Origin of the sequence: Amycolatopsis sp. YIM 10 (assembly GCF_009429145.1) — a bacterium.
GTDB lineage: Bacteria > Actinomycetota > Actinomycetes > Mycobacteriales > Pseudonocardiaceae > Amycolatopsis.
On the sequence record NZ_CP045480.1, the window covers coordinates 9,910,870 to 9,936,843 of the forward strand.

General features: G+C 71.3%; 27 protein-coding genes, 1 pseudogene and 1 riboswitch. Of the genes and pseudogenes, 13 read left to right on the forward strand and 15 right to left on the reverse strand.

Annotated elements, in window-relative coordinates; genetic code table 11:
- The first annotated feature begins 9 nt into the window (after positions 1–9).
- From pxpB to YIM_RS46135, 3 genes and pseudogenes are all read left to right on the forward strand, one after another.
- Positions 10–621 carry a 5-oxoprolinase subunit PxpB gene (gene pxpB / locus YIM_RS46125; protein WP_153036341.1) on the forward strand — a complete coding sequence of 204 codons (612 nt, stop codon included), beginning with the start codon at positions 10–12 and terminating at the stop codon, positions 619–621.
- Complete coding sequence (locus YIM_RS46130; RefSeq protein ID WP_228004432.1) at positions 618–1,478, forward strand: biotin-dependent carboxyltransferase family protein; 861 nt, start codon at positions 618–620, stop codon at positions 1,476–1,478. The genes pxpB and YIM_RS46130 overlap by 4 nt, the downstream gene beginning before the upstream one ends.
- Positions 1,479–1,666: 188 nt before the next feature.
- Positions 1,667–2,092: pseudogene (locus YIM_RS46135) on the forward strand (hypothetical protein); the annotation flags it as partial.
- A gap of 98 nt (positions 2,093–2,190) precedes the next feature.
- On the opposite strand, the gene YIM_RS46140 reads toward YIM_RS46135, so the two are convergent.
- The gene (locus tag YIM_RS46140; protein ID WP_153036342.1) at positions 2,191–3,039 is read right to left on the reverse strand and encodes an aminodeoxychorismate lyase; all 849 of its coding nucleotides are present in this window, start codon (positions 3,037–3,039) and stop codon (positions 2,191–2,193) included.
- A gap of 29 nt (positions 3,040–3,068) precedes the next feature.
- Between YIM_RS46140 and YIM_RS46145 the strand changes: the two genes are divergently transcribed.
- The 3 genes from YIM_RS46145 (at position 3,069) to YIM_RS46155 (ending at position 5,806) form a co-directional block, all read left to right on the forward strand.
- The gene (locus tag YIM_RS46145) at positions 3,069–4,196 is read left to right on the forward strand and encodes a folate-binding protein YgfZ (RefSeq protein WP_153036343.1); all 1,128 of its coding nucleotides are present in this window, start codon (positions 3,069–3,071) and stop codon (positions 4,194–4,196) included.
- Positions 4,197–4,280: 84 nt separating this feature from the next.
- Positions 4,281–4,853, forward strand: a complete 573-nt coding sequence (locus YIM_RS46150; RefSeq protein WP_153036344.1) for an aerial mycelium formation protein — start codon at positions 4,281–4,283, stop codon at positions 4,851–4,853.
- The gene (locus YIM_RS46155) at positions 4,850–5,806 is read left to right on the forward strand and encodes an asparaginase (protein ID WP_153036345.1); all 957 of its coding nucleotides are present in this window, start codon (positions 4,850–4,852) and stop codon (positions 5,804–5,806) included. Before YIM_RS46150 ends, YIM_RS46155 begins: the two co-directional genes overlap by 4 nt.
- Here the strand turns inward: YIM_RS46155 and YIM_RS46160 are convergent.
- The gene (locus YIM_RS46160) at positions 5,803–6,714 is read right to left on the reverse strand and encodes a hypothetical protein (protein WP_153036346.1); all 912 of its coding nucleotides are present in this window, start codon (positions 6,712–6,714) and stop codon (positions 5,803–5,805) included. The two genes, YIM_RS46155 and YIM_RS46160, sit on opposite strands and share 4 nt — an antisense overlap.
- A 185-nt stretch (positions 6,715–6,899) precedes the next feature.
- Here YIM_RS46160 and YIM_RS46165 point away from each other — a divergent pair, with 185 nt between their 5' ends.
- Positions 6,900–7,088: a DUF3073 domain-containing protein gene (locus YIM_RS46165; RefSeq protein ID WP_153036347.1), complete on the forward strand. Its 189-nt coding sequence runs from the start codon at positions 6,900–6,902 to the stop codon at positions 7,086–7,088.
- A gap of 96 nt (positions 7,089–7,184) precedes the next feature.
- On the forward strand, positions 7,185–8,042 hold the full coding sequence (locus tag YIM_RS46170) for a 3-hydroxybutyryl-CoA dehydrogenase (RefSeq protein ID WP_228004433.1): 858 nt from the start codon (positions 7,185–7,187) through the stop codon (positions 8,040–8,042).
- Positions 8,043–8,046: 4 nt separating this feature from the next.
- On the opposite strand, the gene YIM_RS46175 is transcribed toward YIM_RS46170, so the two are convergent.
- The 6 genes from YIM_RS46175 to YIM_RS46200 all read right to left on the reverse strand — a co-directional run bounded on the left by YIM_RS46175 (position 8,047) and on the right by YIM_RS46200 (position 14,666).
- Positions 8,047–8,877 (reverse strand): ECF transporter S component, encoded by an 831-nt coding sequence (locus tag YIM_RS46175; RefSeq protein WP_153036348.1) that lies wholly within the window; start codon positions 8,875–8,877, stop codon positions 8,047–8,049.
- A complete protein-coding gene (locus YIM_RS46180) occupies positions 8,874–10,472 on the reverse strand; it encodes an ABC transporter ATP-binding protein (protein WP_153036349.1) in 1,599 nt (532 codons plus the stop codon). The genes YIM_RS46175 and YIM_RS46180 overlap by 4 nt, the downstream gene beginning before the upstream one ends.
- On the reverse strand, positions 10,469–11,551 hold the full coding sequence (locus tag YIM_RS46185) for an energy-coupling factor transporter transmembrane component T (protein ID WP_153036350.1): 1,083 nt from the start codon (positions 11,549–11,551) through the stop codon (positions 10,469–10,471). Before YIM_RS46185 ends, YIM_RS46180 begins: the two co-directional genes overlap by 4 nt.
- On the reverse strand, positions 11,541–12,419 hold the full coding sequence (locus tag YIM_RS46190; RefSeq protein ID WP_153036351.1) for a hypothetical protein: 879 nt from the start codon (positions 12,417–12,419) through the stop codon (positions 11,541–11,543). Before YIM_RS46190 ends, YIM_RS46185 begins: the two co-directional genes overlap by 11 nt.
- Positions 12,416–13,795, reverse strand: coding sequence for a prenyltransferase/squalene oxidase repeat-containing protein (locus YIM_RS46195; RefSeq protein ID WP_153036352.1), 1,380 nt, complete (start codon positions 13,793–13,795; stop codon positions 12,416–12,418). The genes YIM_RS46190 and YIM_RS46195 overlap by 4 nt, the downstream gene beginning before the upstream one ends.
- A gap of 79 nt (positions 13,796–13,874) precedes the next feature.
- Positions 13,875–14,001, reverse strand: a riboswitch (cobalamin riboswitch).
- Positions 13,998–14,666, reverse strand: a complete 669-nt coding sequence (locus tag YIM_RS46200; protein ID WP_194239971.1) for a flagellar hook-length control protein FliK — start codon at positions 14,664–14,666, stop codon at positions 13,998–14,000. It overlaps the preceding riboswitch by 4 nt.
- Before the next feature lie 65 nt (positions 14,667–14,731).
- Here YIM_RS46200 and YIM_RS46205 point away from each other — a divergent pair, with 65 nt between their 5' ends.
- Both YIM_RS46205 and YIM_RS46210 read left to right on the forward strand, forming a co-directional pair.
- Positions 14,732–15,634: a Gfo/Idh/MocA family protein gene (locus YIM_RS46205; protein ID WP_153036353.1), complete on the forward strand. Its 903-nt coding sequence runs from the start codon at positions 14,732–14,734 to the stop codon at positions 15,632–15,634.
- 51 nt (positions 15,635–15,685) lie between these two features.
- A complete protein-coding gene (locus YIM_RS46210) occupies positions 15,686–16,321 on the forward strand; it encodes a TNT domain-containing protein (protein WP_153036354.1) in 636 nt (211 codons plus the stop codon).
- A 70-nt stretch (positions 16,322–16,391) separates the two neighbouring features.
- Here YIM_RS46210 and YIM_RS46215 read toward each other — a convergent pair whose 3' ends face one another.
- From YIM_RS46215 to YIM_RS46225, 3 genes are read right to left on the reverse strand one after another with little or no spacing between them, the layout of a single operon-like run.
- On the reverse strand, positions 16,392–17,906 hold the full coding sequence (locus tag YIM_RS46215) for a tripartite tricarboxylate transporter permease (RefSeq protein WP_153036355.1): 1,515 nt from the start codon (positions 17,904–17,906) through the stop codon (positions 16,392–16,394).
- Positions 17,906–18,445, reverse strand: a complete 540-nt coding sequence (locus YIM_RS46220; protein ID WP_153036356.1) for a tripartite tricarboxylate transporter TctB family protein — start codon at positions 18,443–18,445, stop codon at positions 17,906–17,908. The genes YIM_RS46215 and YIM_RS46220 overlap by 1 nt, the downstream gene beginning before the upstream one ends.
- Positions 18,442–19,428 carry a tripartite tricarboxylate transporter substrate binding protein gene (locus YIM_RS46225; protein ID WP_153036357.1) on the reverse strand — a complete coding sequence of 329 codons (987 nt, stop codon included), beginning with the start codon at positions 19,426–19,428 and terminating at the stop codon, positions 18,442–18,444. Before YIM_RS46225 ends, YIM_RS46220 begins: the two co-directional genes overlap by 4 nt.
- Before the next feature lie 167 nt (positions 19,429–19,595).
- Here YIM_RS46225 and YIM_RS46230 point away from each other — a divergent pair, with 167 nt between their 5' ends.
- Positions 19,596–21,167: a sensor histidine kinase gene (locus YIM_RS46230; protein WP_153036358.1), complete on the forward strand. Its 1,572-nt coding sequence runs from the start codon at positions 19,596–19,598 to the stop codon at positions 21,165–21,167.
- Entirely contained in the window at positions 21,164–21,853 is a 690-nt protein-coding gene (locus YIM_RS46235; protein WP_153036359.1) for a response regulator, read from the forward strand. The genes YIM_RS46230 and YIM_RS46235 overlap by 4 nt, the downstream gene beginning before the upstream one ends.
- Before the next feature lie 11 nt (positions 21,854–21,864).
- On the opposite strand, the gene YIM_RS48835 is transcribed toward YIM_RS46235, so the two are convergent.
- On the reverse strand, positions 21,865–22,041 hold the full coding sequence (locus YIM_RS48835; protein ID WP_194239972.1) for a hypothetical protein: 177 nt from the start codon (positions 22,039–22,041) through the stop codon (positions 21,865–21,867).
- On the opposite strand from YIM_RS48835, the gene YIM_RS46240 reads away from it, so the two are divergent.
- Entirely contained in the window at positions 22,040–22,666 is a 627-nt protein-coding gene (locus tag YIM_RS46240; RefSeq protein ID WP_194239973.1) for a VanZ family protein, read from the forward strand. The genes YIM_RS48835 and YIM_RS46240 overlap by 2 nt on opposite strands.
- Positions 22,667–22,767: 101 nt before the next feature.
- On the opposite strand, the gene arfB is transcribed toward YIM_RS46240, so the two are convergent.
- Genes arfB through purF form a run of 3 tightly spaced genes read right to left on the reverse strand, consistent with a single transcriptional unit; the run spans position 22,768 to position 25,825 of the window.
- Complete coding sequence (gene arfB / locus YIM_RS46245) at positions 22,768–23,205, reverse strand: alternative ribosome rescue aminoacyl-tRNA hydrolase ArfB (protein ID WP_153036361.1); 438 nt, start codon at positions 23,203–23,205, stop codon at positions 22,768–22,770.
- A complete protein-coding gene (gene purM / locus YIM_RS46250) occupies positions 23,186–24,256 on the reverse strand; it encodes a phosphoribosylformylglycinamidine cyclo-ligase (protein WP_153036362.1) in 1,071 nt (356 codons plus the stop codon). Before purM ends, arfB begins: the two co-directional genes overlap by 20 nt.
- A 30-nt stretch (positions 24,257–24,286) precedes the next feature.
- Positions 24,287–25,825, reverse strand: coding sequence for an amidophosphoribosyltransferase (gene purF / locus YIM_RS46255; protein ID WP_153036363.1), 1,539 nt, complete (start codon positions 25,823–25,825; stop codon positions 24,287–24,289).
- Positions 25,826–25,974 lie beyond the last annotated feature (149 nt).

The following is a 25,974-nucleotide window of genomic DNA, read 5'->3' on the forward strand; positions in this document are numbered from 1 at the left end:
CGGCGAGCCATGCGCTGGCTGCCCTACGGCCCCGACGCGACGCTCATCGAGTGCTCGTCGCTCGAGGAAGCCGGTGCGGTCCGTGCCGTGGTCGCCGCGGCGACGTTGCCCGAGGTGACCGAGATCGTGCCCGGCGCGCGCACCGTGCTGGTCGCCGTGGCGCCGGGTTCCGGGGCGCTCGCCGAGATCCGCGCCCTGGTCGAAGCCGCCGACCTCGATCATCCACCGGCCGGTGAGCCGCGGGAAGTCACCATCGACGTGCACTACGACGGCGACGACCTCGACGAAGTGGCGCGGACCGCTGGCATCAGCACCGAGGCGGTGGTCGAGCTGCACACCGGCGCCGAGTACACCGTGGCCTTCACCGGTTTCGCGCCGGGATTCGGGTATCTGACCGGCCTGCCGGAACCCCTCCAGCAGTCGCGTTTGGACAGTCCACGAACGAGGGTGCCCGCCGGTTCAGTTGGCCTGGCGGGCGAGTTCACCGGGGTCTACCCGCGGTCCTCGCCCGGCGGCTGGCGGTTGATCGGGCGCACCGGCACCGTGTTGTTCGACCCGCGCGCGGAGCGGCCCGCGCTGCTCTCGCCCGGTGACCGGGTGCGTTTCCGGAGCGTCCATTGAGGACACTCGAGGTGCTGGAAACCGGTCCGTCCGCGCTGGTGCAGGACCTGGGCAGGCCGGGGCTCGCTCATCTGGGCGTGCCGCCGTCCGGTGCGCTGGACCAGCCCGCGCTGCGCCTGGCGAACCGGCTCACCGGCAATCCCGAGTCGGCGGCTGGCATCGAATCCCTGCTCGGCGGCCTGCGGCTGCGCGCGGGCGCGTCCTGCACGATCGCGGTGACCGGCGCGGCGGTGACCGTCACCGTGGACGGCAGGCCGGCCGGCTCGCACGCGCCGCTGCACCTGCGCACCGGTCAGACCGTCGCGCTCGGCACGCCGACCCGCGGTTTGCGCTGCTATCTGGCGGTTTCCGGCGGCATCGCGGTCGAGCCGGAACTGCGCAGCCGGTCGCGGGACGTGCTCTCCGAGATCGGGCCGCCGCCACTCGCCGCCGGTGACCTGCTGCCGGTGGGCCCGCCGACCGGGGTCCCGGTGGGCGTGGACGTGCTGGCGCCGCCGGTGTTCCCCGACGAGCTGAGCGTGCCGGTGCGGCTGGGCCCGCGCGACGACTGGTTCGACAACGCGGCCGCGCAGCTGGCCGGGCCGTGGACGGTCACCCCGGAGTCCAATCGGGTGGGCCTGCGGCTCGACGGACCGGCGTTGCGCCGAACGGCTGACCGTGCCGGGGCGGAACTACCCAGCGAAGGCATCCTCACCGGGGCCGTGCAGCTGCCGCCGAGCGGCCTGCCAGTGGTTTTCCTCGCCGACCACCCGAGCACCGGCGGATATCCGGTACTCGGTGTAGTGGGAGCGAAATCACTCGCCGCACTGGCACAGGCACGGCCAGGAACCAAGCTGCGCTTCCGCTCGTCGACCTGAGTATGGAAGAGGTGACGGTGAGCGGCAACGAGGGTGTTGTCGACATCAGGGGGAGAGCCACCGAGCACAGCTACGTCGAGAGCCTGCTGTACCTGCGCGGGTCGGTGGCGATGCTGGACAGTTCGGCGTACGAGGGGTCGATCGGCAGGCTGGTCGCGCGGGCGCCGGAACCACCGGCCCGGCCGGAGATGACCGACCGGCTGCGGATCGCGCTGGCCACCGGGCAGATCCGGCGGCCGCTGACCGAGACGCTGCGGCCGCTCACGGACCTGCTCGCGGACGGGCGCTACGAGCTGAGCGGCCCGGAGCCGCTGTTCACCGCGGTCGCCGAGCAGCGCGACTGGTACGTCGTGGGGGTCGAAGCCGACGAGCCGAAATGGCTCTACGAGGACGAACAGGACCGGTACCTGGTGCCGACCGACGACTGGCCGCCCGCCGACGAACCACGGGTCGGCTACTACCGGACGGCCATCCGCGCCGGTTACCGGCCGACCGCGGTGCTGCTGCACCTGGCCGGCAAACGGCGCTACAGCGGGTTCATCCTGGACGGGCACCACAAGGTGGCCGCCTACCTGGCCGAGAAGGTGGTGCCGCAGGTCGTGCGCATCTCCCGGCTGGACGCGCCGCCGATCACCGCCGCCGAGGTGCGCGGCGCGTTCAGCGACAAGGCGCTGGCGCACCGCGACTTCGGCAGCCTGCTGACGGTGCTGGATCAGGCGTAGACGGCTTCGTAGGCCGCGCTCAGCTCCTGGTGCAGCGCGGTCGCGTCGGGCAGCGCCTTGCCGTCGAGGGTGTGCACCCTGGTCAGCTTGCGCACCGAGGAGGCGAGGAACAGGCCGTCGCCGGAGTGCAGGTCGTCCACGGTGAGCGACTCGATCTTGGCGGTGAACCCGGCGCGCTCGGCGCCGCGGTAGACGGCGGCCTGCGTGGTGCCGGGCAGGATGCCGACGTTCGCCGGCGGGGTGTAGAGCGTCCGGCCGCGCACCAGGACCACGGTCGCGGTCGGGCCTTCGAGCACGGATCCGTCGGTAGCGGTGAAAATCACATCCGAGGCCCCGCGCCGGTCGGCCTCGCGCAGCGCGGCCATGTTCACGCCGTAGGAAAGGGTCTTCGCGCCGAGCAGCAACCAGGGCGCGCGCTCGGCCAGCCCGGGGTCGATGCCGCGGTCGAGGGTCACCGCGGCGACGCCTTCGGCCCGCGCGCGCAACACCTTCGGATCGATCTCCAGCCCCAGCGCGAACGCGGTCGGCGCGGCGGCGGGATCGCCCTCCAACCCCCTGGTGTAGACCAGTTTCACCGCGATTTCGCCGTCGCCGGGCCAGTTTTCGATGACCTGCCGCACGGCGCGTTCCCAGGCCGCGGCGTCCGGCTCGGGCAGGTCGAGCATGGCCGCCGACCGGGCCAGGCGGTCCAGGTGCGGTCCCAGCTCCCTCGGTTCACCGCCGGCCACCAGGATCGTCTCGAACACCCCGTCACCGCGGAGCAGACCCAGGTCGGCGACCTGGATGTGCGGGGCGCCGGGTTCGGCCAGGGTTCCGTCCAGGAAAGCAAGCACGCGCATAGGGCGACCCTACTCACTAGCATGGGGGTATGCCCTACAGCTCACCCTTGCTCGAACTTCCGCGCGCGGTACCGACCCCGGACAACCACCCGGAGGCCGGCGTGCCTTGGCACTGGGGTGATCCGTTCGCCGAGCAGCGGACCGCGGCCAGGTCGGTGGCCGTGGTCGACCGCTCCCACCGCGAGTTCATCAGCGTCAGCGGCCCCGAGCGGTTGTCCTGGCTGCACCTGGTGATCTCGCAGCACGTGACCGAGCTTCCCGCGAACAGCGGGACCGAGGCGCTGGTGCTGGACACCCACGGCCGGGTGGAATCGCACATGGTGCTGGCGCACACCGGCGACACCGTGCACCTGGACACCGATCCGGGCGCGACGGCCACCAGCGCGCTGCCCAAGGGCGGGCAGCAACCGCTGATCGCCTATCTGGAGGCGATGAAGTTCTGGTCCCAAGTGGACATTCGCGACACCACCGCCGAGCACGCGCTGCTCACCCTGCTCGGCCCGGAGACGGGCCGGATCCTCGACGCGCTGGGCCTCTCGCTGGACGACGCGCCGTACAGCGTCACCGAGTTCGAGGGCGGCTTCGCGCGGCGGATGCCGTGGCCCGGCCGCAGCAGCGTCGACCTCGTGGTGCCGCGTGCCGAACTCGCGGCCTGGTGGACCCGCGTCACCGACGCCGGTGCCCGGCCCGCCGGCAGCTGGACCTACGACGCGCTGCGCGTGGAGTCGCTGCACGCCCGTGTCGGCGTGGACACCGACGAGCGCACGATTCCGCACGAGGTCAACTGGATCGGCTCCGCCGCGCACGTGGCGAAGGGCTGCTACCGCGGCCAGGAGACGGTCTCGAAGGTGCACAACGTCGGCCGCCCGCCGCGGCAGATGGTGCTGCTGCACCTGGACGGCTCGCCGGAGATCACGCCCGAAACGGGTGATCCGGTGTTACTCGGGGAGAAGACCGTCGGCCGGGTGGGCAGTGTCATCCAGCACCACGAACTGGGTCCGATCGCGCTCGCCCTGCTCAAGCGGTCCGCGCCGACCACCGAAGAACTGCTGGCCGGTGCCGAGGACCGGCGCATCCAGGCGACCGTCGACCCGGATTCGGTGCCCGCCGAGAAGGCGGCCCCGGGGCGCGAAGCCGCCGCTCGGCTGCGAGGCTGAGCGGGTGGTCCCTTCCGGATGCGAAATTTTGCGCCACACTGGTACCTCATCGCGGAACCGGGGGGCAGCACGAAGGATGATCACGTGATTGAAGTCCGGCCTGGTGGACGCCGCCGCATCGACCGCGTCCTGAACCCCGAATACGTGCGCGGGCTCGACGAACTCACGCTCAACACCCTGCGCGAGCGCCGCAACGAGGCCGCGCAGGAGGAGACCGATCTGTCCTACCTGCGCCGCGTGCTGCACGCGCGCATCGACATCGTGCGCGCCGAGCAGCAGCGCCGCTCCAGCGGCGGGCTGTCCGGCAGCGTGGTCGACCAGCTGGCCACCATTCTCGCGGACAACGCGCTCGGCCCGGCCGCGCTCGGCAGGCTCCAGCAGCTGGAGCCCTCACGAGCGGGTGACTACCGGCGGCAGGCCGAGGCGCTGGCCGGTGACTCCGGGCTCACCGACGTCACCGAGCTGACCGACGAGAAGCTGGCGGGCACGCTCGCCGACTACCACCGCGCCGAGGAGTCCGTCTCCGCGCGCCGCCGCGAGGTGCAGGTGGTGGTCGACGCCATCAACGGCGAGATCGCCGGCCGCTACGCCGAAGGGCTGGCCTCGGTCGACGAACTGCTCGCCAGTGAACGAGGGAAACGCGAGGACGCTTCTTGAACCCCACGCTCGTCGAGGTGGTCCGCTCCGGTTTCACCGAGAGCTTCCACCGCGGGTCGTTGCTGATCACCGGTCCCGGCGGCGAGCCGGTGCTCGAACTGGGCGAAACCCGGGTCCCGGTGTACCCGCGCTCGTCGAACAAGCCGCTGCAGGCGCTCGGCATGCTGCGCGCCGGGCTGGAGGTCGACGACGAGGACCTCGCCATCGTCTGCGCCTCGCACAACGGCGAGCCCGAGCACGTCCGCCGGGTCACCGAGCTGCTGGCGCGCCACGGCCTGAGCGAAGCCGATCTCCAGTGCCCGGCCGACTACCCGCTGCACGGGCCGAGCCGGATCGCCGCGATCCGCGCCGGTGAGCCGGACCGCCTGGCGATGAACTGCTCCGGCAAGCACGCGGGCATGCTGGTCACCTGCGTGCAGCGCGGCTGGCCGATCGAGGACTACCTGTCACCGGACCACAAGCTCCAGCGGATCATCGGCGAGTCCATCGAGGACCTGATCGGCGAGGAGATCGCGCACACCGGGGTCGACGGCTGCGGCGCGCCGCTGTTCGCCTTCTCGCTGGCCGGGCTCGCGCGCTCGTTCTCGCGGCTGACCACCTCGGCCGACGAAGCCGAGCGCCGGATCGACCGCTGCATGCGCGCCAACCCGTGGCTGATCGGCGGCACCGGCCGCGAGGACACCGTGCTGATGCTGGCGGTCGACGGCCTGCTCGCCAAGGGCGGCGCGGAGGGCGTGCACGCGGTGGCCCTGCCGGACGGGTCCGCGATCACCGTGAAGATCGACGACGGCGGTCAGCGCGTTCGCGAGGCGGTGCTGGTGACCGCGTTGCGCAAGCTCGGGCACACCCCGGCGTCCGACGCGGCCGCGTCCGTTTTGGACGGTCTCGCCCGCGGCGCGGGCTGGGTGCTCGGCGGCGGCCGCGAGGTCGGCGAGTTCCGCGTGACGTTCTAGTTGGACCGCTCGCGGGCGGCGAGTTCGCTCCAGTAGTCGCGCAGTTCGCCGAACAGCTCGGCCAGTTCCTCGACGTTGCCCTCACGCAGGGCGTCGAGAATGTTGTGCACGTCCTCGGCGGATTTGTCCGATTCCAGGATCGGGTCGGCGATCAACTGGACGAGGCCGCCGTAGTCCAGCTCCACCGCGGAGTTGGGGTGGAAGTGCGAGAGCCAGCGCCCGGTCTCTTCCAGCACGCGGCCCGGCCCCGAGTCGCCGAAGGTCTGCTCGACCAGTTCGTAGGCTTCCTCGACCCGGCGCTGCGCGTCGCCCATCGCCACCCGCCAGGACAGCTCGCGGCGGGGGTCGTGCCGGGACGAGCCGAGCACCAGCCGCCGCTGGTCCGGGTCGACCAGCGCGAACCACGGCAGCGGCACGGTCCAGGTGGTGGACAGCACGTGCACCACCGAGCCGCGCAGCTCACCGAGCGCGGCGGCGGTCCTGGCCCGGATGGACTCGGCGGTCACCCCGCCGGCGGTCAGCACGGCCGACCGCAGCGCGGGATGCGCGTCACCGAGGAAGTTGACCAGTGCCGCGGCCGAGCGGGCACGCAGCTCCAGTGGGCAGACCAGCGGGCCGGGGCCGACCTCGGCGCCGCCGTCGGGCACCACCGGCACCTCGGCCGGATCGAGCACCAGCAGGTCGGTCTTCGCGCTCGGCGCGGGGCGGCCGTCGACCAGTTCCGCGGGCAGCAACCGGGCCGGGGTGGCGACCTGTGACTTGAGCCACATCCGCTGTTCGCGCTCGCCGGCGTCCGCCCGGGTCAGCTTGGCTCTCTCCACCGCCTCGACCAGGCGAGGATCGACGGTTTCGCCGAACGCGGACAGCGGCTCGTACACCCTGAGGTAGGCCACGAACGGACGAAGCACTCGTGAATCGTGACACGGCTACCTGCGCGGATCACCACCGGAGGTCAATGTCGCGTCTTGCACACCGTGCCGCGTCGCATTCCACCCCCCGGACACGGTACGGTGTGTTCAGGAAAGAATTGTCGAGACGATGCGGGGCCGCCGCTACCCCCGGCCGCCCCGCCCCTGTGCGAGGGGGTCGAGCCATGGGGCGCGGCCGGGCTAAGGCTAAGCAGACGAAGGTGGCGCGGGAGCTCAAGTACTCCTCCCACGAAACGGACTTCGACGCTTTGCAGCGCGAGCTGTCTGGTAGGTCCTCGGACGTGGAACCACGCGAGGACGATCAGCGATACGAAGACCCGTACGCCGACGAGTACGACGAGTATCGCCGCTGAACGCGAGTAGACGAGGGTGGGCTGACCGGTTAACCCGGCGACCCACCCTCGCCTCACGCGTGCCTCCGCGAACAGGGCTGTAACCAGGAGGCAACAGTGCGGGTTGAACGGGTCGGAGTGATCGGTGCGGGCCTGATGGGCTCGGGTATCGCCGAGGTGCACGCGAGGGCAGGCCTCGACGTGGTGGTCAGCGAGGTGTCCCAGCCTGCGCTGGATGCCGGGCGCAAGCGCATCGAGAAGTCTCTCGAGCGCGGGACGCGCAGCGGCAAACTCTCCACAGAGGACGCCGAAGCGGCGCTCGGGCGGCTGACCTTCAGCACCGATCTCGACGCCTTCACCGACCGCCAGCTGGTGGTCGAGGCCATTCTCGAGCAGGAGCAGGCCAAGGTCGAGGTGTTCAGCTCGCTGGACAAGGTGGTCGACGCCGAGGACGCGATCTTCGCCTCCAACACCTCGTCGATCCCGATCATGAAGCTGGGCATGGCCACCCAGCGGCCGGCCCAGGTGGTCGGCATCCACTTCTTCAACCCGGTGCCGGTGCTGCCGCTGGTCGAGCTGGTGCCCTCGCTGCTGACCAGCGAGGAGACCATCAAGGCGGCCGAGGAGCACGCGACCGGCACGCTGGGCAAGACGGTGATCCGGTCGCAGGACCGGGCCGGGTTCATCGTGAACTCGCTGCTGGTGCCGTACCTGCTCTCGGCGATCCGGATGATCGAGTCGGGCTTCGCCTCGGCGGAGGACATCGACCGCGGCATGGAGCTGGGCACCGCCCACCCGATGGGCCCGCTGCGCCTGTCCGACCTGATCGGGCTGGACACCATCAAGGCGATCGCGGACTCGATGTACGCCGAGTTCAAGGAGCCGCTGTACTCCTCGCCGCCGCTGCTGCTGCGCATGGTCGACGCCGGCCTGCTCGGCAAGAAGACCGGCCGGGGCTTCTACTCCTACGGCTGAGTGGTCACCTTCGGAAGGTCACCGGGGCGCTGAAGGCGGCCCGGCGGGAGGCTCGCCGAAGGGTGGCCAGCACCGCCGGGCCGACCAGCACGATGGCGATCAGGTTGGTGATCGCGCGTCCGGTGTCCCAGCCGAAGGTCGAGGTCAGCAGCGAGAAGACGAAGAACCGGTGCAGGTTCGAGCCGACGTCGTCGCCGGGCACGAAGGCCAGCCCCGCGGTGGCCGGGTCCATCGAGGTCCCGGCCAGGAACGGCCAGAACCACATGTTCATCACGAACCCGAAGAAGTAGGCCGCGACCACGCCGTACGCGCCCAGCATGGCGATTTCGCCCTTGCCACGGACCCGCTGCGGCAGCAGGCCCGCGCCCAGCCCCAGCAGCGATGACGACAGCATCTGGAACGGCAGCCACGGCCCCACACCCGCGGTGAGCAGGGCCGACGCGAACAGCGAGGTCGAGCCCAGCACAAAGCCGAAGCCCGGCCCGAACACCCGCCCGGCCAGGATCAGCAGGAAGAACACCAGCTCGACGCCGCCGGTGCCCGCGCCGAGCGGCCGCAGTCCGGCGTTGATCGCCGACAGCACACCCAGCATGGCCAGCGCCTTCGAGTCGATGCCGCCGCCGGTGACCTCGGCGAGCACGATCAGGATCAGCACCGGCAGGGTGAACATGAAGATGAACGGCGCGTCCGCCGAGTGCGCCTGCGCCGTCGGCTGCGGTGAGGCGAACAGCGGCCAGAAGAACATCGACAGGCCGAGCACGGCGGCGACGGTCAGCACCAGCGCCGAGCGCGGCGTGATGCGGACGACCTTGGGGCGCTCGAGAAAACCGGTCATGCCAGCGCCTTCGCCACCTGGTCCACGGTGAGCCATTCCGCCGGTGCCAGCACCTTCGCCACCTGCGGCGCGAAGGCGGGCGAGGCGACCACCACGTCCGCGGTCGGGCCGTCGGCGACCACGTCACCTTCGGCCATCACCACCACGCGGTCGGCCGCGGTCGCGACGAACTCCACGTCGTGCGTGGCGAGCACGATGGCCGCGCCGTTCGCGGCCAGCTCCGCCAGCACCGCGCTGAAGTGCCGTTTCGCGTGGTAGTCCAGGCCGCGGGTGGGCTCGTCGAGCAGCATCACCTCGGGCGCGGCGGTCAGCTGGATCGCCAGCACCAGCGCCAGCCGCTGCCCCTCGGACAGGTCGCGCGGGTGCTTGCCGCCGTCGATGCCGGGGGTGAGCCGGTCGAGCATCGCGCGGCAACTGCCCGGCTCGGCCTCCGACTCGAGATCGGCCTGCGCGCACTCGGTGTCCACGGAGTCGAGGTAGAGCAGGTCGCCGGGGGTCTGCGGGACCAGGCCGACCAGCTTCCTGGCGCGGTGCGGCTTGAGCGACTTCGGGTCCTGCCCGCCGACGTCCACCTTGCCGCCGCTGCGCGGACCGCTGCCCTGCAACGCCCACAGCAGGGACGACTTGCCGGAACCGTTGCGGCCCATCAGCGCCACGATCTGCCCGCCGCGCAGGTCGAGGCTGACCTCGCGCACGGCGACCAGTTCGCCGTAGCGCACCACGATCTTCTCGGCCGCGAGCTTCACGGGACCGTCGGAGCGTTCGGACACCACCGGCGTCCGGCCGATCAGCCGCTCCCGCAGCGGCCCGGCCCGGCGACGGGCGTCCCGCACCGACAGCGGTAGCGGTGACCACCCGGCCAGCCTGCCCAGCTCGACCAGCGGCGGCGCGATGTCGGCGTCGGCCAGGATCTCGGCCGGGGTGCCGGACCGGATCGAGCCGTCACCGGGCACGTAGAGCAGGCGGTCGGCGTACTGCGCGACGCGTTCCATGCGGTGCTCGGCGACCACCACGGTGGTGCCGAGGTCGTGCACCAGGCGGGTGATCGCGGCCAGCACCTCTTCGGCCGCGGTCGGGTCCAGCGCCGAGGTCGGCTCGTCCAGCACCAGCACCTTCGGGTGCGCGGTGAGCACCGAGCCGATCGCCACCCGCTGCTGCTGCCCGCCGGACAGTGTCCGAAGTGGACGGTTGCGCAGCTCCGCGATGCCCAGCAGGTCCAGCGTCTCCTCGACCCGTTTGCGCATCACCTCGGGCGGCACGGCAAGTTGCTCCATGCCGTAGGCCAGCTCCTCCTCGACGGTGTCGGTGACGAACCCGGCCAGCGGGTCCTGCCCGACCACTCCGACCAGCTCGGCGAACTCGCGCGGCGGGTGCTGCGAGGTGTCCTTGCCCGCGACGCGCACGCTGCCGCGCAGGTGCCCGCCGGTGAAGTGCGGCACCAGGCCGTTGATCGCGCCGAGAAAGGTCGACTTGCCCGAGCCGGTCCGCCCGGCGACCAGGCACAGCTCACCTTCTTCGACCAGGAGGTCCACCTCGGACAGCACCGGCGTGGTGGCTTCGGCGTAGGTGATGCTCACCCGCGAGAACTCGATCAAGCCCGGACCCCCTCCCCGGTCGGCAGTGGTGGCGGCGCCAGCCAGGCAGGCAGCACGCCCAGCAGCAACGCCCCAGCGTGCCACGGGGAAAGCTCCGGCCAGCGCAGCGGGTTCAGCGACGGGTACAGGTTCGCCGCGTCGATCCGCGCGGTGGCGAACAGCAGCGCGGCCGCGCCGACCCCGGCACCGGCCACCAGCGTCTCCGGCCGGCGCCACGGATCGGGCCGGTAGGTGGTGCGCCGGACGCGGCGGCCGCCGAGCAGGAAGCCGATCACCGAAACGACCAGCCCGCCCAGCAGCAGGGGCGTGCCCAGCCAGGTGGACGTGCCGTCGAGCACGCCGTAGACACCGACGCAGACCCCGGTCAGCCCGGCCAGCACGCACGCCCCGACCACGATCCGCACCGGGCGCGGCAGGTAACCGCGGCGGCCGTACCCGCGCGAGTCCATCGCGGACGCCAGCATCAGCGACCGGTCCATCGCGTCTTCGAGCACCGGGATGATGATCCCCTTCAACGCCCGCATGCCCTTCTGCCGACCGGCCCGCAGCCGCCGCGCGCGCCGCACCCGCAGCACGCTCTCGGCGAGTTGCGGCGCCACCGACAACGCCACGGTGACCGCGGTGCCGACCTCGTACAGCGCTCCCGGAACCGCCTTGAGCAGGCGTTTCGGGTTGGCCAGCGCGTTCGCCGCGCCGACGCAGAGCACCATGGTGGCCAGGCGGAGGCCGTCGTAGAAACCGCCGAGCAGCTCCTCGGCCGAGGCCGGGCCGAGCAGGGTGATCCCGGCGGCGAGCTGCGGCAGCGGGATCTCCGGCAGGTCGAGCAGCACGTGCCCGCCGTCCTGCCCGCCGATCAGGATCCGGAACAGCACCCGCATGCCCACGATGAACAACCCGAGGTAGGCGTAGAGCCGGAAGGCCAGCGCCCAGGGCGCGTCGCTGCGGCGGTTCGCCACCACGAACCCGAGCACGGCGATGATCAGGCCGAGCAGGAACGGGTTGGTGGTCCGGCTGGCGGCGACCGCGAGCCCGAGGGCCCACAGCCACCACGCCGCCGGGTGGAGGTTCCTAGGAAGCACGTTTGCGACGGTAGGCGGTGACGCCGGCGGCTCCGCCGACCAGGAGGACCGCGGCACCGCCGAGCACAGCGCCCCACGGGAAACCGGAGTCCCGCACCGACGGCAGCGCCTCACCACCGGTCCACGCGACCCCGCCCGGCGCGACCCCGCCGACCGGCGGCGTGGTCGGCGCGGGCGTCACGGACAGCACGGACAGCGCGGGCGCGGAGGCCGGGGCGGCCGAACTCGTCGGTGCCGGGGATTCCGCGGGTGGTGCCTCGGCTTCCGGCGGCGGCGCGGCCTCCTCCGGGGCGGGCGGCGCCATCGGCACGCCGTCACGACCCGGGATCGCGCCGTTCTGCTGGTCGGCGGGTGGCGGTGGCCCGACCACCTGACCCGGCCGGACCGGCCCGATCCGCGGCGCCGGATTGCTCCCGGCGGCCTTGTTCTTGGCGAACGACCAGCCTTCGAAGCTGCCCGGCGGCGGTTTCCGGTTCATCACGCCCATCTGGCTGTAGGTCCAGCTGCCGCCGTTCGCCGCGTGCCAGTAGGACCAGTACGCGGTGGCGGGCGGGGTGTCGATGCAGGCTTCGGCGTCCGGCCCCGGCTTGCCCTCGATCCGGCAGATGAAACCCAGTCCCCAGCGCTGCACGCCGGTGAGTTCGAGCCCGGCGTTCTGCAGCGCGGCCAGCCCGCTGGCCTGGTCACCGGGGGCGCAGCGAATGATCGGGTCGCCACCGAGTTCCTGGAAGTCGACCACAACGGTGACGCCGTTGCCGTCCGGGCAGAAACCGGGCGAGCCCTTGCCGTGGTCGACGGAGGAGGCCGTGGCCAGCGGCGCCATCGACAGCACCAGCGCCGTCGCGGCGGCGATCCGGGCGAGCTTCATCGCGCGTTCCTCCTTCGCCCGGCCAGCAGCAGGCCGACGCCGAAGGCAACCAGCGCGCCGCCCCCGACCGCGACCTCCGCGACCGGGGCCCCGGTCTGCGCGAGCGTCTTCTGCGGGGAAAAGCCGGTGTTCGTGCTCTTGGCCGCCCCTGCCGGCGCGGACGAACTGGCGCCCGGCTGGGTGCTGGTCGGCCGGCTCGACGACGAGCTGGGGGCCGAGCTGGACGTGGGCGGAGCGGACGACGAAGTTTCCGACGGCGGCTCGCCCGGGTCGGGCCCCGGTCCGGACGGCGAATGCGTGAGCGGCAGTTTCGCCAGTGCCAGCAGGGCCTGCGCACCCGCGCGCCGCCACTGGTCCCGCTGCATGTCCGGGATCTTGCCGCCCGTCGCGTTCGCCACCGCGTCGTCGAAGCTCGCCTTGTGGTAGGCCACTGCGCCCAGGTCGCCGGCGGCTTTCCCGGCGTTCTGGGCGGTCAGCTGGTGGGTCGCCACCCAGTCGGCGGCTCGGTTCGCGGCGGCGGTGTGGCCGGTGACGGCCAGCGCCTGCCCGATCAGGCCGGTCGAGTTGGTGTTGGAGTCGACGGTCGGGCCGGAACCGCCGAACGAGCCATCGGCACGCTGGATCTGCGCGAGGTAGGCGGCGCCCTTGTCGGCCGCGGCCTTCGCCCCCGGCACGCCGTTCTTGTCCGCCTCCAGCAGCGCCTGCACCGCCATGCCGGTGGAGTCCGGGTCGATGTCCTTGTCGTCGACGCAGTTCACCGGGCCGCTGGCGAAGCTCCGGTCCAGGCGGAACCCGCCCGCCGGGCACTGCTGCTCGACCAGGAAGCCGACCACGTCCGGCGGCACGCCGCCGCTGCGGGCCAGGCCGATCACGCCGAGCGACTGGTCGAAGGTGTTGGTGCCGTCGTTGCCGGTGTTCCGGTTGCGCAGCTGGCCCTTGACGTCGCCGTCCTTCGCCACCAGGTCGAGGACGGCTTGCCGGAGGTCGCGGCCGGTGAAGTTCTTCGGGTCACGACCAGCGGTCACCGCCGCGGCCAGCGTTTTGGCGGTGGCCCCGGCGATCCAGGCGCTCTTGGTCTCGTCGATCGGGAAGGTGTAGAAATCCGCGCCCTCGGCGTCGATCGCGTCGGCCACGCCCGCCACCTGCGGCTGCCCGGTGGCGCCGAGCGCGAACAACGCGTCGATGGTCAGGCCCCAGTCGGTACCGGCGAACCCGGGCAGCCGGTTGTCCTTCAGCTCACCGGCCAGCCACTTCGCGGCTTCGACCGCGGCGGTGGCGTGCGGATTCGGTTCGACGGCTGGTGCGGGCAGGGCGATCCCGGCCACGAGCAGTCCCGCACCAGCGACCCCGGCGAGCGCACGAACGGCGGCGCGCATGGGAAACCTTTCCCGGGACGCCCGGGACGCATGCAGCGCGAAGCCACCAACCCCAGGACTCCGCCCGTAATCCTCGACAGTGGAGCCTTGCCTGCTCAGTGGGCATTCCGGCTCACGCCACGAGGCGTTCACGGTTGCGGGTCAGCGCCGGATTCGCACCGGCTTCCCCCACACGAGCACTTGACACTAACCCACGCCGGCGTCAGCCGGAAGCACGCTTGCGCCGGTAAGCCACCATCCCCGCGGCCCCGCCGACCAGAAGCACCGCGGCCCCGCCGAGCACCGCACCCCACGGGAAACCGGAATCCCGCGCCGGCGCCACCGCCTCACCACCGGTCCACGCGACCCCGCCCGGCGTGACGCCGGACGTCCCGGCCTGCCGGACCGGCGGGATCCGCGGCGCCGGAGCGGCGTCTGCGCTCTTGTCCTTGGCGAAGGACCAGCCTTCGAAGCTGCCCGCGGGCGGCTTCGAATCCATCACGCCGGACTGGGCGAATCCCCAGTTCCCGCCGTCCGGCGCCTGCCAGTAACCCCAGTACGCGGTGAGCGGCGAGGTGTCGATGCAGGCTTCGGCCTCCGGAGCCGGCTTCCCCTCGATCCGGCAGAGCGAAGCCATTCCCCAGCGCTGCGAGCCGGTCAGCTCGAAGCCCGCGTTCTGCAGTGCGCTCAGGCCGCTGGCCTGCGCACCGGGCGCGCAGCGGACGATCGGGTCCCCGCCGAGTTCGTGGAAGTCGACCACCACGGTGACCCCGGTGGCGTCCGGGCAGTACCCCGGCGTGCCCTTGCCCTGCTCCACCGCACTCGCGGCGGGCACTGGGGCAAGGGCCGCGGCGAGCGCCGCGGCCGCGATAACCGAACGAAACCGGCGCATGGAACGACCTTTCCCGGGAACACTGGGGCACCAGACGTTAACCCACCCCGGTTCGGTAAGGCAGGATGTGCCCCGTGGATCAGCAGTTGCGGGTAGGTCTTGTCGGTGGCGGTCCCTGGGCGAAGACGGTGCACGCACCGGGACTGGCCGAACACCCCGGCACCGATCTGACCGCGATCTGGACCCGCCGCCCCGAGGCCGCCCGCGAGCTGGCCGAGGCGCACTGCGCCACCACCGTGGACACCGTGGACGAGCTGCTCGACCAGGTCGACGCGGTCGCCTTCGCGGTACCGCCGTCGGTACAGGCCGATATCGCGACCAAGGCGGCGGCCGCGGGCAAGCACCTGATCCTGGAGAAGCCGATCGCCGGTGATCTCGCCACCGCGGAACGCCTCGCCGGGACCGTGGCCGAGTCGGGTGTCGCGGCGCTGGTCATGTTCACCCTGCGATACGCCATCCAGACCCAGGAGTGGCTGGCCGGGCTGAAGGAAGCGGGCGGCTGGGTCGGCGGCAGCGCGCGCTGGCTCTCGGGCGCGCTGCTGAACGAGACCTACCGCGATTCGGCGTGGCGGCACGAGGACGCGGGCGCGCTCGCCGACGTCGGCCCGCACGCGTTCGACCTGCTCGACGCGGCGCTCGGCCCGATCACCGGCGTGCTCGCCGCGCACCGCACCGACGGCGACCTGTGGACCGTGCTGCTCGAACACGAAGGTGGCATCACCAGCACGGCCGTGCTCTCGCTGCGGTTGCCGATCCTGCCGACGGTGGTGGAGCTGGCGGTGTTCGGCGAGAACGGGTTCCGCAGCGTGAACCAGCGGCCGGGCACCCCGCAGGACAGCTACACCGCCCTGCTCGACGACTTCGCCGCGCTCATCGCCAGCGGCACCCGCGAGCATCCGTGCGACGTCCGGCGCGGGCTGCACATCCAGCGAGTGATCGACCAAGCCCTTCGGGTGGTTTCGAAGTAACCCGGATAAGGCGGTACCCGGGCCGTCGTACGGCCGGAAGAATTCCGGAACATGCGCTGGTTCAAGAGTTTCGCGACCGCGGTCGCCCTGCTCTCCGCGGTACTGGTGGTACCGCCGACGGCCTCGGCGGCCACCGATTCCCGCCTCACCGAATGCTCGTCGAGCTTCTTCCACGGTGACAAGCGACTCGGCCCGCAACGCCTGCCGAAGCTGGGAGTGGTCGGCTGGCAGTTGCTCGGCTACGACCGCACCGGGCACCTGCCGGAGCAGCGGTTCCTCGCCGAGTACTACGACACCGCGGCGGGCAGCTGGCGGTACCCGCCCGCCGACGGTTACGTGATCGGCCCGGACGGCCAGCCGGAGCGCGAAGTCGGGAAATTGGAGCCGGGTGAGCGGATCGACCGCTACGGCAGTGAGTACGGCGGTTTCCTCGCGCCAAAGGGTTCGCACTACTCCACCCGCGCGATCCCGCCGCAGAACCTCGTCGGCGTCCCGGCCGAGCAGTGCAACTACCGCGCCTACCAGGTGCTGCGGGAGTTCTCCGTCTACGAAGGACCGATCGCGCCGTGGTTCGCGCAGCCCGGCGGTGGTGAGCAGTACCAGCTCAACGCCGCGCTGGTGCCGGGCGCACCGGCCCAGCTGAACGTGCTCTGGCTGGTGGACAACGGTTATCTCGCCCGGCTGTGAAACAGCCGCCGAACGGGAACGAGCGGGGCACCACCGCCCGGTGGGTGCCCCGATCGCTGGTCTCGTTCGCTCAGGCGTCGATGCGCTCGTGCTCCGGGGTCGGCTCCGGCTTCCGGCGCAGCTTCCGCAGCAGCGGCCACGCCAGCAGCACCGCGATGATCGCGTAGACCACCACCGCCATCGGCGAGTTCACCAGTCCGGTCAGCTCACCGTCGGACAGCTGCAGCGCCCGGCGCATCTGCTGTTCCGCGCTCGGCCCGAGGATCACGCCGATCACCGCGGGCAGCACCGGCAGCCCGTAGCGCCGCATGGCAAAACCGATCAGCCCGATGATGAACAGCAGAATCAGGTCGATCACCTCGCCGCCGACGGCGTAGGCCCCGACGCTGGCGAAGAACAGGATGCCCGCGTAGAGGTACGGCCGCGGGATCCGCAGCAGCTTCGCCCACACCGGCGCCATCGGCAGGTTGATCACCAGCAGCAGCACCGTGCCGACAAACAGGCTCGCGATGAGGCCCCACACCAGCGCCGACTCGCGTTCGAACAGCAGCGGGCCCGGCTGGATGCCGTACTGCTGGAACGCCGCCAGCATCACCGCGGCCACCGCCGTGGTCGGCAGGCCCAGCGTCAGCATGGACACCAGGGTTCCGGCGGCCGACGCGCTGGCCGTGGACTCGGGCCCGGCGACGCCTTCGATGGCGCCCTTGCCGAACTCGTCCTTGTGCTTCGACAGCCGCTTTTCCGTGACGTAGGACAGGAAGGTCGGGATCTCCGCGCCACCGGCCGGGATCGCGCCGAACGGGAACCCGATCACCGGCCCGCGCAGCCAGGGCTTCCAGGTCCGGCGAAGGTCCGCCTTGGACAGCCACGGCCGCCCGACCGGGATCGGCTTCGCCTGCTTCTGCCGCAGGTGCGCGGCCACCCACAGCGACTCGCCGACGGCGAACAGGCCGACCGCCACGATCACCACGTCGATGCCGTCGGACAGGTGCAGCGAACCGAAGGTCAGCCGCGACTGCCCGGTCATCTCGTCCAGCCCGACCAGGCCGATGGTCAGCCCGATCAGCAGTGACGCGAACCCGCGGACGCGGGACTTCCCGAGCACCGAGGTCACCGCGATGAACGCGAGCACCATGATGGCGAAGTAGTCCGGCGCGCCGATGTCCACGGCGAGCTTGGCCACCATCGGCGCCAGCAGCACCAGCGCGGTGGTGCCGATGATGCCGCCGATGAAGTGCCCGATCGCCGCCGCGGCCAGCGCCTGCGAGCCGCGGCCCTTGCGGGCCATCGGATTTCCTTCGATCGCGGCGACCACCGCCGCGCTCTCACCCGGGGTGTTCAGCAGGATCGACGTGGTCGACCCGCCGAACATGCCGCCGTAGTAGATGCCGGCGAACATGATGAACGCCGCGGTCGGGTCCAGCCCGTAGGTCACCGGCAGCAGCAGCGCCACCGCCATCGCCGGGCCGATGCCCGGCAGCACGCCGATCGCGGTGCCGAGAATGACGCCGATCGCGGCGAAGAGCAGGTGCTGTGGGGTGAGCGCGGTGCCGAACCCGTCCAGCAGATTGGTCAGCGCGTCCATCACAGCACTCCCATCAGCGGGCCGCCGGGCAGCGGGACCCCGAGCAGTTCGTTGAACGCCAGCCAGGTGATCACCGAGACCCCGGCCGCGATCAGCGGGTCGCGCACGAAGTTCCGGCTGCCCAGCGCGAAGGCCGCGCCCCAGAACATCAGCGCCGACGAGATCGGGAAGCCGACCGTGTCGATCAGCGCCGCGTTCAGCAGGAACGCCCCGGCCAGCAGCAGCACCGTGCGCCAGTCGGTCGGCGCGTCGAGATCGATGTCCTCACCGGCTTCGGCCTCGCCCTTGCCGCCGCGCAGCACGTTGACCGCGAGCAGCGCGGCCACCAGCACCAGCGCCGAGCCGACCAGCACCGGCACCGCCTTCGGCCCGACCGGGCCGCGCTGGGTGAAGTCGGTCGGAATGCTCAGCGCGTCGGTAAGCACCAGCACGCCGGTGGCCAGCAGGAGCACGCAGATGCCGAGTTCGGAATGCGCGCGCCACCAGCTCTCCTTCTCCGGCGGGCGGTCGACCGGTTCGTTGTCCACTGTGGTCGTCATGCCAGTCCCAGCTCCTTCAGCACCGAAGCGACCCGCTCGTTCTCCGCCTTCAGGAAGGCGCCGTACTCGTCCCCGGCGGAGAAGGCGTTGGTCCAGCCGTTGAGCCGGAGCGCGTCCTGCCACTGCTGGGTGTCCTGCAGCCTGGTGAACAGCGACACGAGCTTTTCCTTGTCGCCGTTGGAGATTCCGGGCGGCGCGACGATGCCGCGCCAGTTCGTGAAGCTGACGTCCACACCGGACTCCCGCAGGGTCGGCGCGTCCATGCCGGGCACCCGCTGCGGGCTGGTCACGGCCAGCGCGCGCAGTTCGCCCGCCTCGATCTGGTCGCGGGTCTCACCGATGCCGGAGACCCCGAAGCCGACCTTGCCGCCGAGCACCGACGCCATCAGCTCGCCGCCGCCGTCGAACGGCACGTAGTTCACCGTGGGCGGGGCGATGCCCGCCGCCTTGGCCATCAGCATCGGGGCCAGGTGGTCCGGCCCGCCGGGGGCCGAGCCGCCGCCGACCGGCACCGCGCCGGGATTGGCCTTCCACGCCTCGATCAGCTGGCCGATGTTCTGGTACGGCGAGTCCTTGCCCACCACCACGACGTCGGATTCCTCGGTCAGCTTCGCGATCGGGGTGGTGTCCTGCAGCGAGGACGGCGCGCGGTTGGTGTACACCGCGCCGACCACCCCGAGGCCCATCGACATCGCGAGCTTGCCGTTGCCGCGTTCGTTGACCAGCCTGCCGAGGCCGACCGTGCCGCCGGCACCGGGCAGGTTGAACACCTCGGTGGTGCCGTTGAGCCCGGCTTCCTCGATGGCCTTGACCGCGGTGCGGGCGGTGATGTCGTAACCACCGCCCGGCGCGTTCGGCACCATCACCCGGAAGTTGCGGATCTGGTCGCCGGACTCGTCGCTCCCGGTGGAGACCAGTGGTGGGATGAGCAGGACCAGCAGCGCGGCGGCAAGCACCGACAGCCAGGTCTTCGGGTTCTTCATCAGGCACTCCGTTGTACGCCTGCACGGGGTGACCTCGGTTACACGAGGCCGGTTAGCGAGTCATCGTGCCTTCGGCTGGGCCGTCTGTCTCGCTTGCGCGCTTATCGGTACTTGTGTTCGTTTTGCTCACGAGGGTCGCCTGTCCAAAAGATGCGATAGTGAGCGCCATGCAGCGTGGGTCATTGGCGCGCCAGCTGCTCGGATGGCAGCTGGTGATCGTGTTCGCCCTGCTCGCGTGCGTCGCGCTGTTCTCGGTGGCCCAGTCGAACAAGTCCTTCAGCGACGTCGAGGGCCGCCGCCTGCTCTCGGTGGCGGAGAACGTCGCCGCCACGCCGGGGGTCCGCGAGAACCTGCCCGACCCGCTGCGCCGCGACCCGCTGCCGGTGTTCGCCGAGGGCGCGCGGAGCCTGTCCGGCGCCGACTTCGTGATCATCACCGACCGCGCCCGCCGGATCATCACCTCACCCGATCCCAAGCAGGTCGGCACCACGCTCGACCTCGGTGACAGCATGATCACCAGCGGCCGCGCCTGGGTCGGCGAGATCGGCGACTCGCTGGTCGCGCACGTTCCGGTGATCAGCGATCGCGGCACGGTCGACGGCATCGTCGCGGCGGGCAAGGCCACACCCGGCTTCTTCGAGGGCTTCGGCAACTCGGCGAGCGACGCGCTGGCCCTGCTCGGCATCGCCACCGTGCTCGGCATCGCCGGTTCGGCGCTGCTCGCGTGGCGGGTCAAGCGGCAGACGCTGGGCATGGAGCCGAGGGAGATCGCCGGACTGGCCGAGCACCGCGAGGCGCTGCTGCACGGCATCAAGGAGGGTGTGCTCGGGCTGGACCAGCAGCACCGGATCACACTGGTCAACGACCAGGCGCGCGAACTGCTGGCGCTGCCGGACGACTGCGTCGGCACCGCGGTCGCCGACCTGGACCTCAACGAGCGGTTGCAGGACGTGCTCACCGGCCGGGCCGAGGGCGTGGACCAGATCGTGCTGCGGGCCGGTCGGGTGCTGGTGCTCAACCGGTTGCCGATCGCCGAACTGGGTGCCGTGGCCACGCTGCGCGACCGCACCGAGCTGGTCAACCTGCGCGAGGAACTGGCGGCCAGCTCACGCGCCACCGACACGCTCCGGGCGCAGGCGCACGAGTTCTCCAACCGGCTGCACACCATCGCCGGGCTGATCGAACTCGGCGAGTACGACGAGGTGCGCGAGTACGTCGACCTGGTCGCCCACGAGCAGGGCGAGTGGCAGGACAAGGTGACCAGCCGGGTGTCCGACATCGCGGTGGCCGCGCTGCTGATCGCCAAGGCCAGCCTCGCCGCCGAGCAGGGCGCCGGGCTGCGGCTGACCGACGACAGCAGACTGGACCCGGTGGACGAACGGCTGTCCGGGGATCTGGTCACCGTGGTCGGCAACCTGGTGGACAACGCGCTCGACGCGTTGCGCGCGGCCGGGCCGCGGCCCGGCGACTGGATCGAGATCGGCATCCGGCAGGACAAAACCCGGGTGGAGGTGGTGGTGCGGGATTCCGGACCGGGGGTGGCGCCGGAGATCGCCACCGAGGTTTTCGCGCACGGCTTCACCACCAAGGCCGCCGAGCACGGCGGGCAGCGCGGGCTCGGGCTGGCGCTGACCCGGCAGACCTGCATCCGGCGCGGCGGCACGGTCGAGGTGCACAACTCCGGCGGGGCGGTCTTCACCGCGGTGCTGCCGCTGATCCCCGAGCGGGTGGCGCGGTGATCCGGGTACTGGTGGTGGACGACGACTTCATGGTCGCGAAGGTCCACAGTGGATACGTCGAACGAGTGACCGGGTTCAGCGTGGTGGGCGTCGCCCACACCGGCGCGGACGCGCTGCGTGCGGTCCGCGACCTGCGCCCGGATCTGGTGCTGCTGGACATCTACCTGCCGGACATGGACGGGATCGCGGTGCTGCGCGCACTCCGTGCCGATCCCTCCACAGTGGACACCGATGTGGTGATCATCAGCGCCGCCCGTGACGTGGACACCGTGCGCAACGCGATGCGCGGGGGCGTACTGCACTACCTGATCAAGCCGTTCTCCGCCGCCGCCCTGCGCGACCAGCTGCTGCACTTCGCCGCGTTGCAGGCAAAACTCGCGCGCCTGTCGGAACGGCGCGAAGTGTCGAACCAGGAGGACGTGGACGACGTGTTCGCCACGCGTCCGCGTGGGGCGGGCGTACTGCCGAAGGGCCTCACCCAGCAGACCGCCGAGCTGGTGGCGCAGGCACTGCGTGCTCGCCCGGACGGGTTGTCCGCCACCGAATGCGCACAGGCCACCGAGCTTTCCCGGCCCAGTGCGCGCCGCTATCTGGAATATTTCGCGGAAACCGGAAAAGCCGAGGTCCGCCTGCGATACGGCGGCACCGGACGCCCCGAGCGCTTATACCACTGGATCACCGAATAAGCGAAGATCACCTATTCGGGCGGGTTCCCCGGCGTGCCGATCCCATCGGCCGATGCGATGGTGATCTTGTCACCGCCAAAACGCGACAGCGCGTTTTCCGGCACCCATTCAGCTGATGCGTTCGGGAAAGGGGAACGCGTGGATGCGCTGCTGCGAGATTTCGGCATCCTGATCACGATCGGTTTCATGGCCCTGCCCTTCACCGCGGCGGGCTGGTTCCTACTGGCCGCCCAGCGGCGGCGAAGAAGAAGACCCGCGCGCTTCGCGGTACTCACCGCGGGCGCGGATTCGGTCATCACCCTGATCGGCACCCTGGCCTTCGTGCTGGTGGCGATGCCCATTCCCGGGGCGAGCGGGAGCACGCTCCAGCTGGCCCCGGGCACCGACCTCGATCTGGCGTTGTCGGGGCAGGGATCGCTCTGGCAGATCGCCGGGAACCTGGTGCTGCTGCTGCCGCTCGGCGCGCTGCTGCCGCTGCGGGTCGCCGCCCTGCGCACGATTCCTCGGGTCACCGTGGCCGCGCTGAGCGTGTCGCTGCTGGTGGAGACCATGCAGTTCGTCATCCAGGCCGGGCGGGTCACCTCCGCCGACGACGTCCTGCTGAACACCGCCGGCGCCACGATCGGCGCCGCGCTGACCCGGAACTGGTGGCCGCGCCCGCCGGTCATCCCGCCGCAGTTGCGGCGCGGCGTCGGCGGGCAACACCGGCAGTACGCCGCGCGCTCGAGAGTCGTCTGGAGCGGCACGCGCTGCGCCCGGTGCGGTGTCGACCGGCCCGCGGCGCGGCACCTGGCCACCGCCGACCGCAACTGACCGGCTTTCTGTCTCGAAAACCACATTTGCGACATCGGCACCGGCCGTGAATGTGGCTTTCACGGCATATTCACGCTGCGAAAGCCGCATTCACGGCACGGTCAGTCGTCGTAGCCGCGACGCCGGGTTTTTTTGACGTCCGCGCGTCGTTTCTTCGCCGCGATCCGGCGTTCCTTCGAGCCACGCGTCGGTTTTGTCGGGCGGCGCGGCGGAGGCGGTGGCGCGGCGGCCTCGGACAACGCCATCACCAGTCGAGCCCGAGCCGCCTCCCGGTTCGCCAGTTGCGCCCGGTGCTCGCTCGCCGCGATCGTCAGCACGCCGTCCACCAACCGCCCGGCGAGCCGGTCGAGCAGGCGCGCCCGCAACGACTCCGGCACCGAAGGCGAACGCGCCACGTCGAACGAAAGCTCCACGCGCGAATCCGTGGTGTTCACCCCCTGGCCGCCGGGACCCGACGACCGGGAGAACCGCTCGGCCAGTTCGCCGGCCGGGATCACGAACCGGGAACCGACGCGGAGATCAGAACCGGGGGTGGTCACCGGAGAGCACCGCCCGCGGACCGTCCGGGTCCTCGGCGGGCCGGACGTCCCCGAGCACCCAGGCGGGCACGTGCCGCGCGGTCAGCACGGCGAGCGCGCGGTCGACCTCCTCCGGCCCGACGATGGCGACCATGCCGACCCCCATGTTGAAGGTCTTCTCCATCTCGGCGCGCTCGACCCGGCCGCGGTGCGCGATCAGCGGGAACACCGGCGCCGGCGTCCAGGTGCCGCGCTCCAGCGAGGCCACCAGCCCGCGCGGCATCACGCGCGCGAGGTTCGCCTCCAGGCCGCCACCGGTGATGTGCGCGAACGTGCGCACCTCGGTCTCGGCGGCCAGGGCCAGGCAGTCCTTCGCGTAGATCTTGGTCGGCTCGAGCAGTTCCTCGCCGAGCGTGCGGCCGAACTCCTCGACCTGGCCGTCCAGCGGCATCCGGGCGATCTCCAGCAGCACGTGGCGCGCCAAGGAGTACCCGTTCGAGTGAAGTCCGGAAGAACCCATCGCGATGACCACGTCACCGGGGCGGACCCGCTCCGGCCCGAGCACGTCGGCGGCCTCGACCACGCCGACCCCGGTCGCCGAGATGTCGTAGTCGTGCTCGCCCATCATCCCGGGGTGCTCCGCGGTCTCCCCGCCGAGCAGCGCGCACCCGGCCTGCACGCAGCCCTCGGCGATGCCGCCGACCAGCGCCTCGATCTTCTTCGGCACCACCTTGCCGACGGCGATGTAGTCCTGGAGGAACAGCGGCTCGGCCCCGGTCACCACCAGGTCGTCGACCACCATGGCGACCAGGTCGATGCCGACCGTGTCGTGCTTGTCCAGCGCCTGCGCCACGGCGATCTTGGTGCCGACGCCGTCGGTGGAGGAGGCGAGCACCGGCTCTTTCCAGCGGTCCAGCTTCAGCGAGAACAGCCCGGCGAACCCGCCGACCCCGCCGAGCACCTCGGGCCGCGTCGCCCGCTGGGCATGCGGTTTGAGCAGCTCAACCGCCTCGTCCCCGGCATCGATGCTGACGCCGGCCGCGGCGTAGGTTGCGCTCGTGGACTCGCTCACGAAAGCGGTCTCCGTCCTTGGGAGAAACGACTAGGGACGCCGGACGGCGTCTTCGGCACCGTACCCCGCAGGAGTGACGGGTTTGGCGGCACCGTCGGCGGCATCCAGACTTTCCAGCAGGTGTTTGCCGATCAGCGCGTCATCCGGCAACGCGATCGGGTACTCACCATCGAAGCACGCCGAGCACAGGCGTGACTTCGGCTGCTCGGAGGCCGCGATCAGCCCTTCGAGTGAAACGTATCCGAGCGAGTCGGCGCCGATGGACCGACGCACGCCGTCCGCGTCGACGCCGTTGGCGATCAGCTCGGCGCGGGAGGCGAAGTCGATGCCGTAGAAGCACGGCCAGCGCACCGGCGGCGACGCGATCCGGACGTGGACCTCCAGCGCACCGGCCTCGCGCAGCATGCGCACCAGCGCGCGCTGGGTGTTGCCGCGCACGATCGAGTCGTCCACCACCACCAGCCGCTTGCCGCGGATCACGTCCCGCAGCGGGTTCAGCTTCAGCCGGATGCCCAGTTGGCGGATGGTCTGCGACGGCTGGATGAAGGTACGGCCGACGTAGGCGTTCTTCACCAGGCCCGAGCCGTACGGAATGCCGCTGGCCTGCGCGTATCCGATGGCCGCCGGCGTGCCCGACTCGGGCACCGGGATGACCAGGTCGGCGTCGGCGGGGAACTCCTTGGCCAGCCGCTTGCCGATGTCCACCCGCGTGGCGTGCACGCTGCGACCGGCGATCGAGGTGTCCGGGCGGGCCAGGTAGACGTATTCGAAGACGCAGCCCTTGGGCTCCGGGTTGGCGAACCGCGAGGAACGCAGGCCCTCGGCGTCGATGGCGATCAGCTCGCCCGGCTCGACCTCGCGCACGAACGAAGCGCCGACGATGTCCAGCGCGGCCGTCTCGCTCGCGACCACCCAGCCGCGTTCGAGCCTGCCGAGCACCAGCGGGCGCACGCCATGCGGGTCGCGCGCGGCGTACAGCGTCGACTCGTCCGCGAAGACCAGGCAGAACGCACCGCGCAGGGTGGGCAGCAGGTCCAGCGCGGCGGCCTCGATCCCGCGGTCGGCGGCCGCGGACGCGAGCAGCCCGCAGACCAGGTCGGAGTCGCTGGAGGAACCGGTCAGCCCGGCGTGCGGCTTGAGCCCGGCGGCCAGCGTGCGTTCCCGCAGCTCGGCGGTGTTGACCAGATTGCCGTTGTGGGCGAAGGAAAGCCCGCTGCCGGTGTCGGTGGTGCGGAAGATCGGCTGCGCGTTCTCCCAGATGGTCGAGCCGGTGGTCGAGTACCGGCAGTGGCCGACCGCGATGTGGCCCTGCAGCGAGGACAGCACCTGCTCGTCGAAGACCTGGCTGACCAGGCCGAGATCCTTGAACACGACGATCTGCTTGCCGTCGGAGACGGAGATGCCCGCGGCTTCCTGCCCGCGGTGCTGCAGTGCGTAGAGCCCGTAGTAGGCGAGTTTCGCGACCTCCTCGCCGGGCGCCCAGACACCGAAGACACCGCATTCCTCGCGGGGTTCCGGGTCGGGCTGGTCGGTAACGGCAGGTCCAGTAGTCGACTGGTCGGATACCACCGAGGAGCTCCCTGGAGAAGTGGTCAGGCAGGGCCAGTGTAAACGCTGATCCGGCGGATCCGCCGGGCTGCGCGCGGCATCACACCGCGGTCCGTCCACATGCGAAAGCCCCGGGTGACCAGGTCACCCGGGGCCGGTAGTACGACTTC